The organism is Natronospirillum sp., assembly GCF_022565775.1.
Classification (GTDB): Bacteria; Pseudomonadota; Gammaproteobacteria; order Pseudomonadales; family Natronospirillaceae; genus Natronospirillum.
The window spans coordinates 1-12,123 of sequence record NZ_JAIUMC010000096.1 but is presented as its reverse complement, the minus strand read 5'-3'; the positions used below and the strand labels follow the sequence as shown (position 1 = coordinate 12,123).

The window sequence follows — 12,123 nt, the reverse complement described above, 5'->3', positions numbered from 1 at the left end:
CAGGGATGACGTATTTTGCGTGTCTCACAGGTATGTACCCGAGCGTGGCGACGGTCCACTTGGCACGGCTTAGAGGAGGTGCGCGCCCTGCCGTTTCAGTCCAGCGACAGGTCGAAACGCTCCAGGCGGATGGTGGTGCGGCGGTTCTGCGCCCGCCCTTCGGCGGTGTCATTGCTCGCCACGGGATAGCGATCACCATGGTAGTCCAGCAGGATGATCTGCGGATCGACCCCTCGGTCCACCAGATAGTCACGAACCCGCAATGCACGGCGCTCGGAACGACGACGACCATCGAAGCGTGTCGACTGGTTGTCGCTGTGGCCCTCGACATAGATGGCCACGATGTCTTCATCGTTCAGAATGTAGGTAACCACATCATTCAGGCGCGCCTGTTGTGCCCGGGTCAGTGAATCCACACCGGTATCGTAATTGACGACGGTTCTTTCGACCTGATCGAAATTGACCGGCAGCAGACCGGTGATGCAGGACCGGTAGTCATCCACATGATTGCGGAACCCGACCGGCGACACCCGTAGCCGCACCGGGCCATTCATGCCCCGCCCCTGACGGGTAAAGGTCGGTGACATGCCGGACTCCAGTCCCGCCATGATGGCCAGAGCCCGCTCGGTTTCCACAGTGAGTGGGCGCTGACTTTCATGCACCTGCACATAGCCCAGATCGCGTACGTGATTTGACGGGCGCCAACTGGGTGCCTCGACAGCCAGTGCTGCGTAGCCCGGACGCATCCGGTTGTAGCTGGTTTCGATGTAGAACTCGAGATCTTCACCGGCACGATGATGGAACACCGCCGTGCCGTAATGCGGAATCGGTTGCCGGAATTCACAGGCAAAGCGATCACCTTCCAGTTCCCAGGTGGTGTTCTGCAGACCGGCGCCAAACTCAACCGACTGAGCCTGCCCCGCCGCTGAAAGAGCAACCAGTGCACCGGCAGCCAGGGCAACCGTGCAAAGTCTGGGCAAGCGGGTGGTCGGCATGAAATTCACTCCAGAACAATTAGGGCAGCCAATCAGGGTCATCATACTGGATCTGTAGCGTCCGCAGAGGTCAAAACTTGAGATCACGAGCCCCTACTTACAATCCAGGCTTTGATTTTGCTCAATTTTCAACGCAGGGCCCTGTTTTAACACCTTGCGATTTCCTGCCACCGCTCTACCATTGGGGCACATTCAGGATGGAAGTCGATGTGACAGACCCCAGACCCCAGGCTATTGCTGACCGTTTCAGAGGTTTTTTGCCGGTTGTTGTTGATGTGGAAACGGCAGGCTTCAACCCGCGCACTGACGCCCTGCTGGAGATCTCGGCCGTTTTTCTGGACATGGATGATGACGGCTACCTGGCGCCCGGTGAACACATCACCTATGACATCCACCCGTTCGAAGGGGCCAACCTGGAACAGGCAGCCCTCGATTTCACCGGCATTGACCCCTTCCATCCGGAACGTAGCGCAGTCGACGAGAAGGAAGCCATGACCGAGGTCTTCCGGACGATCAGGCGCGAAGTGAAAGAGCAGCATTGCACACGTGCCGTGCTGGTCGGACATAACGCCCATTTCGACCATGCTTTCGTGATGTCGGCGGCGGAGCGCATCAACGCCAAGCGCAACCCCTTTCACCCCTTTTCGTCTTTCGATACCGCCTCGCTGGCCGGCCTGATATACGGGCAGACCGTGCTGGCCAAAGCCTGCCGTGTGGCCGGTGTTCCGTTCGACAATGCCGATGCCCACTCTGCCGAGTATGACGCCCTGCGCACTGCAGAGCTGTTCTGCGCCATGGTCAACAGGCTGCAGGATGTCGGGGCCTGGCCACCGGAGGCCTGATTCGACCGACAGAACGCACCCGTCGTCGACCCTGATCATGGATCTGCTACCGACTCTGCTGCTGCTGGGCATCGTTGCCCTCGCCGCCTACGTCCAGACTGTTACCGGCTTTGCCTTTGGCCTGATCGTGATGGGCAGTGCTGTGCTGCTGAACCTGGCGCCGGTGGCTATGGTCGCCATCCTGATCAGCATCCTCAGCCTGTTCAACTGCTGTCTTGCGCTCTACAGAAACCTGGGCCATTTCGACCGGGAGATGGTGCTGCTCTGCTCTCTCAGTGGTGCCGTTACCTTGATACTAGGCGTCTGGGCACTCAATGTTCTCAGCGAACACTATGTGCACTGGTTGCAGATCATACTGGGTGTGGCCATCGTGACGAGCAGCCTGCTATTGATCTTCCGGCCGCGCCCACAGACCAGACGCTCGGGTAAACCGTCATTTCTTGTCTTTGGCGGGATTGCGGGTTTGATGAGCGGCCTGTTTTCAACCTCAGGCCCGCCCCTGGTGTTCCACTTCTATCGCCAGCCTATAGCTCAGCGGGTGATTCGCGACAGCCTGCTGATGATCTTTGCCATCACCTCGGTACAGCGACTGGTCGTGGTGACCTGGCTGGGTGATCTGACGGTGGATGTCCTTGTGGTTGCCCTGACCGCCATTCCGGCGGTGCTGGGCTTTACCTGGCTGGGACGGCGCTTCCCGCCGCCGGTATCGGACACAGCACTGCGCCGGATCGCATTCACATTGCTGCTGCTTTCCGGCACAAGCCTGTGCCTGTCGGCACTGCTCTGAACAAGCTCGACAGCGACCGCCGCAGAATTACTCTTCTTCGTCGGCCGGAACGGCAGCCTCGATCAACGGCTGCAATTCACCCTTCTGTGACATGTCCAGAATGATGTCGTTGCCGCCGACCAGTTCACCATTGATCCACAACTGCGGGAAGGTGGGCCAATTGGCATATTTGGGCAGTTCGGCACGAATATCCGGATTCTGCAATATATCGACATAGGCAAAGCGTCTGCCGCAGCCCATGACAGCCTGCACGGTCTGCGCAGAAAAGCCACACATGGGCTGATTCGGTGAACCCTTCATGTACAAGAGTACCGGGTTCTCTTCAATCTGCTGCTTGATGACATCGAGCGTTTCAGCCATTTTCGGTTCCTGCTTCTCTGAGTCTGTTCTGAGATCAATTATACCCGAGCAATTCACTCAGGTATTCCAGATTATTTTAACGTGTTGAACTCCGGGGTGCCAGAGCGAAAGCGCCATTTGCGCCCGCCCCGGCTTCGTTATAAACTTTGCGGCTCAAAAATCACACAGTTTATGAGCGGCCCCGATTCAGGGGCCGTTCTGTTTTGCGGAGAATGACTTCATGGCGACCCGGCACTTTCTTTCACTGCTCGATCTGACCCCGGCCGAACTCAGGCAATTGATCGACCGGGCCATTGAACTGAAGGCGATGCAACAGCGCCACGAGGTCCATGAACCGCTGAAAAATCGGGTGCTGGCGATGATTTTCGAGAAGTCATCCACCCGCACGCGCGTCTCCTTCGAAGCCGGCATGACCCAACTGGGAGGCAGTGCCCTGTTCCTATCGCCACGTGACACCCAACTGGGGCGCGGCGAGCCCATCGAAGACTCGGCCCGGGTACTTTCGAAGATGGTCGATGGGGTCATGATCCGCACCTTCGAGCACAGCAAGGTGGAAACCTTTGCCGCCCACTCGGATATACCCGTAATCAACGCACTGACCGACTTCAACCACCCCTGCCAGTTACTGGCCGACATGCAGGCCTACCACGAGGTACGCGGCAGTATTCAGGGCAAGACCGTGACCTGGATCGGCGACGGCAACAACATGTGTCACAGCTATATCAATGCGGCCCGGCAGTGGGATTTCGAGCTGCGCATTGCCTGCCCGGATGGCTATGAACCCGATGCCGACCTGGTGGCAAAGAACAGCGACCGGGTATCCATGGTTCGCAATCCCAAGGAGGCTGTGGCCGGTGCGCACCTGGTGGCAACCGATGTCTGGGCCTCCATGGGCCAGGAAGAGGAAGCAGCAGACCGCATGAAGGTCTTTGCACCCTATCAGGTCAGCCGCCAGCTGCTCGATCTGGCCAGTCCTGAAGTGCTGTTCATGCACTGCTTACCCGCCCACCGTGGTGAAGAAGTGAGTCATGATGTATTGGATGACTCACGCTCGGTGGTATGGGAAGAGGCCGGAAACCGCTTACATGCGCAGAAGGCGCTGCTTGAATTTCTGCTCGCCTGAGCCGAATTAAAGCGAGACCTCAATAGGGCTCTACATCGCCTGTTCAGCATTGTATGATGAGGTCATCGCTGGTGCGGGAGTTCGCCAATGAAACGGCAAAACCTCAAGTTCCTGATATTCCTGATCATTCTGGGGCTTATCATCGTCGGGCTTGTGCTGCTGGAAGAGATCCGGGATCACCCGGACTATGCCCCCATGTTCTCCGGAATGTTTGCCTTGCCGATGCTGTGGCTTACAGGCCGAAGAGGACTCGCAGTCACGTCAGTTCTGACGCACCCGCACACAGCACTGCATGAATCCATAAAGTGAGGTAGGTATGTCCGGTATTCTCTCCATGATTCTTGCCGGCGGCGAAGGGACCCGCCTGGCGCCGCTCACCGGCATTCGGGCCAAGCCCGCCGTGCCGTTCGGTGGCAACTATCGCATCATTGATTTCGTGCTGAACAATTTCGTCAACTCGGATCTGCTGCAGATCTTTGTGCTGACGCAATTCAAATCGCACAGCCTGCTCAAGCACATGAGCCGACGCTGGCGGGTTACCGGCCTGACCAACCGCTTTATCGATCCGATTCCGGCACAGATGCAGACCGGCAAGCACTGGTACCAGGGCACCGCCGACGCCATCTATCAGAATCTGGACGTGATCAAGGGCGTGGATCCGGAGATCGTCTGCGTGTTCGGCGGCGACCACATCTACAAGATGGATGTGCGCCAGATGATCCAGTTTCACAATGACAACCCAGCCAAGCTTACAGTAGCTGCGATTCCGGTACCGGTTGAGCAGGCCCATCAGTTCGGCATCATCGAAGTGGACGAAAATCACAAGATGATCGGGTTCCAGGAGAAGCCGAAAGCCAACCCAAAGACCATACCCGGCAACCCCAACATGGTGCTGGCGTCGATGGGCAACTATGTGTTCAATGCCGACACCCTGACCGAATGCCTGCTCAAAGATGCCGAAGACCCGGAGTCCGTGCATGACTTCGGTCACAACATCATCCCGGACCTCTACAAGGCGGGTGATGTGTATGTTTACGATTTTTCGCAGAACGAAATCAGGGGTGAGCCCGAGCAGTCACAGGGCTACTGGCGCGATGTCGGTACTATCGACTCTTATTACGAAGCCAACATGGACCTGATTGCCGTCACCCCGCCAATTGATCTGTACAACCGCTACTGGCCTCTGCGCAGCTACCATCCGGCAGTGCCTCCGGCCAAGTTCGTGCATGATGAAGCCCAGCGTACCGGCCAGGCCATCAGTTCCATGGTATCCGGTGGCTGTGTGGTCAGCGGCTCCATCGTTTATCACTCCATTCTCGGCTACAACATCCATGTACACAGCCATGCCTACGTCGACAGCTGCGTTATCATGGGTGGCAACGACATTGGCCGAGGCAGTCGCATCCGGCGCACCATTATCGACAAGGATGTGATCATCGCCCCCAATACCGTGATCGGGGAAGACCCGGAACACGATCGTCAGCGCTTCCATGTGTCCAAGGAAGGTGTTGTGGTTATTCCCAAGGGGTCGCGGGTTGGGTTCTGAAACCGTCTCATCGTCCGGAAACGCAGCGCCGCTGCGCATTATGCATGTGGCCTCCGAATACGAAGGCCTGGCCAAAAGCGGCGGGTTGGCGGATGTTGCGCGCGCCCTGCCTGCCGCATTGGCTGCCCTGGGCTGTGAGGTTCGGGTGCTTGTCCCCTGCTATGGGCCGCTGCGCGACCGCGACTTTGACCGGCTGATACCCAGCCTGTCCGTGCCGCTCAACCTGACGGAACGCTTCGGGTGCAGTATTCGGGTCTGGCAGGATGGCCCGGTGACGGTCTACCTGCTTGAGCACAATGAGTTTTTTGACCGCCCCGGCCTGTACGACGATGCACATGGGCCCTATGAAGACAACCCGCTCCGCTTCAGCCTGCTGACCAAGACCGCATTCGAACTCTGCAAGGCGCTGGATTACCGTCCCGACATCCTGCACAGCCATGACTGGCAGACCGCACTGGCCGGCTACTACCGTAACGTGCACTACGCCAATGACCCCTTCTTTGCCGACACCCGTGTGGTATTCAACGTTCACAACGGTGCCTATCAGGGTCTATGCCATGCCCGCTGGCTGGGCACTATCGGTATCGACCCGGCGCACTTTACACCGGAGCAATTCGAAGACCACGGGGAAATCAACCTGTTGAAGGGCGGCGTGGCTTTTTCCGATGCCATTGTGCCGGTGAGCCCTGGCTATGCCAGCGAACTGCTGGAAGAGAAAACCTCGCATGGCCTGTGGCGCCAGTTCCGCACTCATCAGTCGCGACTGCAGGGCATTCTGAATGGCTGTGACTACCGCCAGTGGAATCCGGAAACCGATCGTCAGATACCCGCCCGCTACAGCGCCGAGGATCTCTCGGGCAAGGCGCGCTGCAAGGCCAGCTTGCAGGCGTCAGTGGGGCTGGCTCCGGAAGCACAGCAGCCGCTTTTTGGACTGGTCAGTCGCCTGACCGACCAGAAGGGGTTTCACTATCTGATTCCAGCGCTGCATGACCTGCTGCAGCATCCGGTACAGCTGGTCTTGCTGGGCAGCGGCGACCCGCATTTTGTCGGCCAGCTCCGCCACCTGGCAGAGAGCCACCCCGGTCAGGTGCAGTTCACCGAAGGCTACAGCGATACGCTTGCCCATCGCATTGAAGCCGGCAGCGACTTTTTCCTGATGCCCAGCCTGTTCGAACCCTGCGGGCTGAACCAGATCTACAGCATGCGTTACGGCACTCTGCCCATTGTGCGGCTGACCGGCGGCCTCAAGGACACGGTGGTTCCGTTGCGTGCTGACCAGAGCAATGCCGACGAGGCGACCGGCTTAGGATTCACCAACCCGGTTATAGGTGAGCTTGCCGCCTGCCTGGAGTCGGCGGTCAGCCTTTATCAGGGCCAGCCCGATCTGTATGCGCAATTGCAGCAGAATGCCATGGCGCAACGGTTCACCTGGCATCGGGCCGCAGAAGATTATCTGGCACTTTACCAGTCACTGTCTTAACACCGTATCGAGCCGGCTGGCCTTTAGCGCCACCAGCACCAGTGCCATGGCCACGAGACTGACTGCGGCACTGAAGGTGAAGACCCACTGGGGCCCACCAGCGGCTTCCCACATCACACCCGCCATCAGGTTACCGCCCACCAGGCCGAGCCCTGTGCTGAAGGCCAGATAGATGGCTTGTGCCCGGGCCTGCTGATTGTCGGGAAACATCCGAGACAGCAGATACATGGCACTGCCATGCAGCGCACCATAGGTCAGGGCATGTGCCATCTGCGCCAGCATCAGCACCCACCATATGTCGGCAGCCCAGGCCGTCAGCAGCCAGCGCCCGGCCGTTGCCAGCAGTGCAATGGTCAGTACAGTGCGCGCGCCCCAGCGCAGCAGTGCGACACCCAGCACCATGAACAGAAAGACTTCCGCAATGGGCGCTACCGCCAGGTAGCCTCCTATGGCCATGCCGCTGTAACCGACGCCCTGCAGATACAGATCGAAAAAGGTGTTGTAGGCCGCCAGCCCGACATTCCAGAAAAACAGGGCCAGATAGAGACCCCAGACTGGAAAGCGTCTCAAGCGTGCCAGAAAAGCAGACCAACTGGCCTGACTGCGCGGCGCATCCAGTTGCACCGGCACATCCCTGACCAGCAGCATGGCTCCCAACGACAGAAGAGCAATCAGCGCCATGATGGCCGGCAACCATTGCGCCCCCACCCAGTCCAGCAGCGGCCCCAGCAGCATTACGGCCACGGCAAACCCCAGCGTACCCCACAGGCGGATCGAGCCATAGCTGCTGGAGCGGGGACCCAGGTACTCCAGCGTGACCGCCTCCACCTGAGGCACGATGGAGGCCAGAAACAGGCCAATGGCCCCGATCATGATCACCTGCAGGGGCAAGGCAGAAGTCAGTGCCAGCCCGACAAAACAGAGAAACAGCATGAAAGCGCTTACTCGAGCCCACAGCATACGTTTGCCGGTGCGGTCACTGAGCGATGCCCAGAGAAACGGGCCGATGGCCATCATCAAGGTCAGCACGGCAGCGACCTGCCCGATACGGTCAACCGGCAGGCCTTCTCCGCGCAGATATCGCGCCATGTAAGGTACCAGCGCACCCATGATGGCGAAGTAGAAGAAGTAGTTCAGTGACAGGCGCAGCCGCGGTATGGGTTGCGCGCTCTGCGCCACTGACTCTGTCATGCCAGACTGTTCGGCACTGCTGTGACCGGTCATTTCAGGATTCCAGTGGTTTGCGGGCCCGCGCGGCTTTCTGCGCGGCCCGACGTGATCGGAAAAACAAACTGATCAGGGCACTGGCTTCGTCTGCCAGAACCCCTTCGGTAACGTCCGGCTGGTGATTCAGCCAGGTTTTGTCTGACAGCTGTTCTCTGCTGACCAGCGCCCCGGCCTTCGGCTCGCGGGCTCCGAACACCACCCTGGCGACCCGGGCATGCACCAGCGCACCCACGCACATGGCACAGGGTTCGATGGTGACATACAGCGTGGTGTCGGGCAGACGGTAATTGGCACAGAGTTCGCCGGCGGCGCGCAGCACCCGGACTTCTGCATGCCCGGTCGGGTCATGCGTGGTCAGCGGTGCATTGTGCGCTTCGGCCAGCAACTGCGGCTCTGTTCCCTCGCCGATACGCACCAGCACGGCGCCTACCGGCACTTCACCTGCAGCGGCGCCCTGCTCGGCCTGAGCCAGGGCGCGGCGCATCCAGTACTGGTCGTCAGCCGGGCCGGTGGTCATTCCCACTCGATGGTGGCTGGCGGCTTGCTCGACACATCATAGGTGACGCGGGAGATACCGCTGATGCTGTTGATGATGCGATTGGATACGCGCTCAATCAGCTCATAGGGCAGGTGGGCCCAGCGCGCTGTCATGAAATCTATGGTCTCTACGGCCCGCAGTGCAATCACCCATTCATAGCGCCGCGCATCGCCGACGACACCGACAGAGCGTACCGGCAGGAAGACGGCGAAGGCCTGATTGGTCTTGTGGTACCAGCCGGCCTTGTGCAGTTCCTCGATGAAGATCGCATCGGCCTCACGCAGCAGATCGGCATATTCTTTTTTCACTTCGCCGAGAATACGCACGCCCAGACCCGGGCCGGGGAACGGATGCCGGTAAACCATGTCATAAGGCAGCCCCAGGGCCAGCCCGATCCGGCGTACTTCATCCTTGAACAATTCGCGCAATGGCTCGACCAGGTCCATCTTCATTTCTGCGGGCAAACCGCCGACATTGTGATGGCTCTTGATCACATGGGCCTTGCCGGTCTTGGACGCAGCAGACTCGATGACATCCGGATAGATGGTCCCCTGGGCGAGGAAATTCACATCCTTCAGTTCGGTTGCCTGGGCATCAAAGACTTCAATGAAAGTACGCCCGATAATCTTGCGCTTCTGCTCCGGGTCGGCTTCGCCTTTCAGCGCAGACAGAAACTGATCTTCGGCATCCACCCGGATGACCTTGACGCCCATGTTGCTGGCGAAAGTCTCCATGACCTGATCGCCTTCCTGCTTGCGCAGCAGGCCGTTGTCGACGAAGACACAGGTCAACTGGTCGCCGATGGCCTTGTGCAGTAAAGCGGCCACAACAGAAGAGTCAACGCCACCGGACAGGCCAAGCAACACCTTCTGGCTGCCTACCTGATCGCGCACCCGCGCGACCAGATCGTCAATGATGTTCTCTGCAGTCCACAAGGCATCACAGCCACACATGGAGCGGACAAAACGCTCCAGAATGGCTTCGCCCTGCAGGGTATGAGTCACTTCCGGGTGAAACTGAACGCCGTAGAACTGACGCTCGTCATCCGCCATGGCTGCAATAGGGCAGGTATCGGTGCTGGCCATCAGGCTGAAACCGTCCGGCAAGGTCGACACCCGGTCGCCGTGGCTCATCCAGACATCAAGCCAGTTGCCGCGCTCGGTGTTGTGATCGGCAATGCCGGCCAGCAGAGCGCCGGTTTCAGTGACCTTGACCTCGGCATAGCCGAACTCATGGTCAGACACGCTTTCAACCGCGCCGCCGAGTTGCGCCGCCATGGTCTGCATGCCGTAGCAGATCCCCAGTACCGGCACGCCCATGCTGAACACGGCTTCCGGAGCCCGCGGCGTATCGGCGGCCGTTACAGACTCCGGCCCGCCGGAGAGAATAATGCCTTTGGGATTGAATTCACCAATCTCATCGGCGGTCATGTCGAACGCGCGGATCTCGCAATAGACACCGATTTCCCGCACCCGGCGGGCTATCAACTGGGTGTACTGTGAACCAAAATCCAGAATCAGGATTTTTTCCGCGTGGATGTTCTGGCGCATGCAGGTTCCTTGTCAGTCTTGAGTGGCTCAGTCTATGCGATAGTTGGGTGCTTCACGGGTGATCTGCACATTGTGCACATGCGACTCGCGCATGCCGGCATTGCTGATACGAACAAACTTGGGCAGTGTGCGCATCTCCTCGATGTTGGCACATCCGGTATAACCCATGGAGGCGCGCACGCCGCCCATCAGCTGATGCACCACATTGGACAGCGGCCCCTTGACAGCCACACGACCCTCGATGCCTTCCGGCACCAGCTTTTCGACCCCGTTGCCATTCTGGAAATAGCGGTCGCTTGAGCCTTTGGTCTGACCCATGGCGCCGATCGAGCCCATGCCGCGATAGGATTTGTAGGCCCGCCCCTGGAACAGCTCCACCTCGCCCGGAGACTCATCAGTGCCGGCAAACAGTCCGCCTGCCATGATGGCATAAGCACCTGCCGCGATGGCCTTGGCCAGATCACCGGAGAAGCGCACACCACCGTCGGCAATCACGGGGATATCATATTCTTTGACAGCAGCGGCCACATTCGACACAGCCGTAATCTGCGGCACGCCAACACCGGCCACAATGCGCGTCGTACAGATGGAGCCCGGGCCAATACCGACCTTGACGCCATCTGCACCGGCCTTGACCAGATCCAGTGCGGCTTCAGCAGTAGCGATGTTGCCCCCGATCACGTCAACCTCGGGGAAGTGCTTCTTCACCCATGCCACACGATTGATTACGCCATATTCGTGCGCCGTGTGACCATGCGCCGTATCGACCACAATCACATCCACACCGGCCTTGACCAGCGCTGCGATGCGCTCTTCCGTGCCGGCACCGGTGCCAACTGCGGCGCCAACGCGCAAACGGCCCTGGTCGTCTTTGCTCGCCATCGGGTGCGATTGCGCCTTGGTAATATCCTTGACGGTGACCAGACCGACCAGTCGTTCGTCATCATCGACAACCAGCACTTTTTCGATGCGGTAGCGATGCAGCAGATTCATGATTTCATCGGGGTCGGTGCCTTCGGTCACCGTGACCAGCTTCTCGCGGCCGGTCATGATGCTGGACACTTTGGCGTCCAGGTTGCGTTCGAAACGCACATCACGTGCGGTGACGATACCCAGCAGATCATCCTGCTCGACTACCGGCACGCCGGAAATATTGTTGGTCAGCGTCAGGTCAATCAGCTCGCGAATGGTCGCATTGGGGCCAATCGTGATGGGATCGCGGACCACGCCGCTTTCATATTTCTTGACCTTGCGCACTTCGCGTGCCTGATCTTCGATCGAAAGACTCTTGTGGATGATGCCGATCCCACCTTCCTGCGCCATTGCAATGGCCAGATTGGCTTCAGTGACCGTATCCATGGCGGCCGAAATCAGCGGTATGCTCAATTCAATGTTGCGTGACACACGGGTTTTGAGAGAGACCTGATGAGGCAGAACTTCGGAGTAGCCGGGGACCAGAAGAACATCGTCGAATGTGAGTGCTTCTTCTGCGATTCTTAACATGTATGCCTACCTTTTTAGCGGGGAGTGAGGATGCCGAACGCATCGGCATCGTCTACAAGGTGGCGCGGCATTATAAACACATTGTGTGAAAAAGCAAAAACAGTTTTAGTCAGACTAGAGAAGACAGAAGACAGAAGACAGAAGACAGAAGACAGAAGACAGAAGACAGAAG

Annotated in this window: 12 protein-coding genes; 6 read left to right on the top strand and 6 right to left on the bottom strand. The window is 58.8% G+C overall.

Annotated features, from left to right (window positions below; all coding sequences use genetic code 11):
* Positions 1-95: 95 nt before the first annotated feature.
* Complete coding sequence (locus LAT62_RS14000; protein WP_293385186.1) at positions 96-995, bottom strand: OmpA family protein; 900 nt, start codon at positions 993-995, stop codon at positions 96-98.
* 209 nt (positions 996-1,204) lie between these two features.
* On the opposite strand from LAT62_RS14000, the gene rnt reads away from it, so the two are divergent.
* Together rnt and LAT62_RS13990 are read left to right on the top strand one after the other, a co-directional pair.
* Complete coding sequence (gene rnt / locus LAT62_RS13995; RefSeq protein WP_293385183.1) at positions 1,205-1,837, top strand: ribonuclease T; 633 nt, start codon at positions 1,205-1,207, stop codon at positions 1,835-1,837.
* A gap of 37 nt (positions 1,838-1,874) precedes the next feature.
* Complete coding sequence (locus tag LAT62_RS13990) at positions 1,875-2,624, top strand: sulfite exporter TauE/SafE family protein (RefSeq protein WP_293385180.1); 750 nt, start codon at positions 1,875-1,877, stop codon at positions 2,622-2,624.
* A gap of 27 nt (positions 2,625-2,651) precedes the next feature.
* Here the strand turns inward: LAT62_RS13990 and grxD are convergent, their stop codons facing one another.
* Positions 2,652-2,984 (bottom strand): Grx4 family monothiol glutaredoxin, encoded by a 333-nt coding sequence (gene grxD, locus LAT62_RS13985; protein WP_293385177.1) that lies wholly within the window; start codon positions 2,982-2,984, stop codon positions 2,652-2,654.
* Positions 2,985-3,204: 220 nt separating this feature from the next.
* Between grxD and argF the strand changes: the two genes are divergently transcribed.
* The 4 genes from argF (at position 3,205) to glgA (ending at position 7,133) form a co-directional block, all read left to right on the top strand.
* Positions 3,205-4,107, top strand: a complete 903-nt coding sequence (gene argF / locus LAT62_RS13980) for an ornithine carbamoyltransferase (RefSeq protein WP_293385174.1) — start codon at positions 3,205-3,207, stop codon at positions 4,105-4,107.
* 87 nt (positions 4,108-4,194) lie between these two features.
* Entirely contained in the window at positions 4,195-4,416 is a 222-nt protein-coding gene (locus LAT62_RS13975) for a hypothetical protein (RefSeq protein WP_293385170.1), read from the top strand.
* Between the two features lie 7 nt (positions 4,417-4,423).
* Positions 4,424-5,653, top strand: a complete 1,230-nt coding sequence (gene glgC / locus LAT62_RS13970; RefSeq protein ID WP_293385167.1) for a glucose-1-phosphate adenylyltransferase — start codon at positions 4,424-4,426, stop codon at positions 5,651-5,653.
* Positions 5,643-7,133 (top strand): glycogen synthase GlgA, encoded by a 1,491-nt coding sequence (gene glgA, locus LAT62_RS13965; RefSeq protein ID WP_293385164.1) that lies wholly within the window; start codon positions 5,643-5,645, stop codon positions 7,131-7,133. The genes glgC and glgA overlap by 11 nt, the downstream gene beginning before the upstream one ends.
* On the opposite strand, the gene LAT62_RS13960 is transcribed toward glgA, so the two are convergent.
* Genes LAT62_RS13960 through guaB form a run of 4 tightly spaced genes read right to left on the bottom strand, consistent with a single transcriptional unit; the run spans position 7,122 to position 11,951 of the window.
* Positions 7,122-8,357: an MFS transporter gene (locus LAT62_RS13960; RefSeq protein WP_293385161.1), complete on the bottom strand. Its 1,236-nt coding sequence runs from the start codon at positions 8,355-8,357 to the stop codon at positions 7,122-7,124. The genes glgA and LAT62_RS13960 overlap by 12 nt on opposite strands.
* Position 8,358: 1 nt before the next feature.
* Complete coding sequence (tadA, locus tag LAT62_RS13955; protein ID WP_293385159.1) at positions 8,359-8,877, bottom strand: tRNA adenosine(34) deaminase TadA; 519 nt, start codon at positions 8,875-8,877, stop codon at positions 8,359-8,361.
* On the bottom strand, positions 8,874-10,448 hold the full coding sequence (guaA, locus tag LAT62_RS13950) for a glutamine-hydrolyzing GMP synthase (protein ID WP_293385156.1): 1,575 nt from the start codon (positions 10,446-10,448) through the stop codon (positions 8,874-8,876). Before guaA ends, tadA begins: the two co-directional genes overlap by 4 nt.
* A gap of 27 nt (positions 10,449-10,475) precedes the next feature.
* Positions 10,476-11,951 carry an IMP dehydrogenase gene (gene guaB / locus LAT62_RS13945; RefSeq protein WP_293385153.1) on the bottom strand — a complete coding sequence of 492 codons (1,476 nt, stop codon included), beginning with the start codon at positions 11,949-11,951 and terminating at the stop codon, positions 10,476-10,478.
* Between the last annotated feature and the right edge of the window lie 172 nt (positions 11,952-12,123).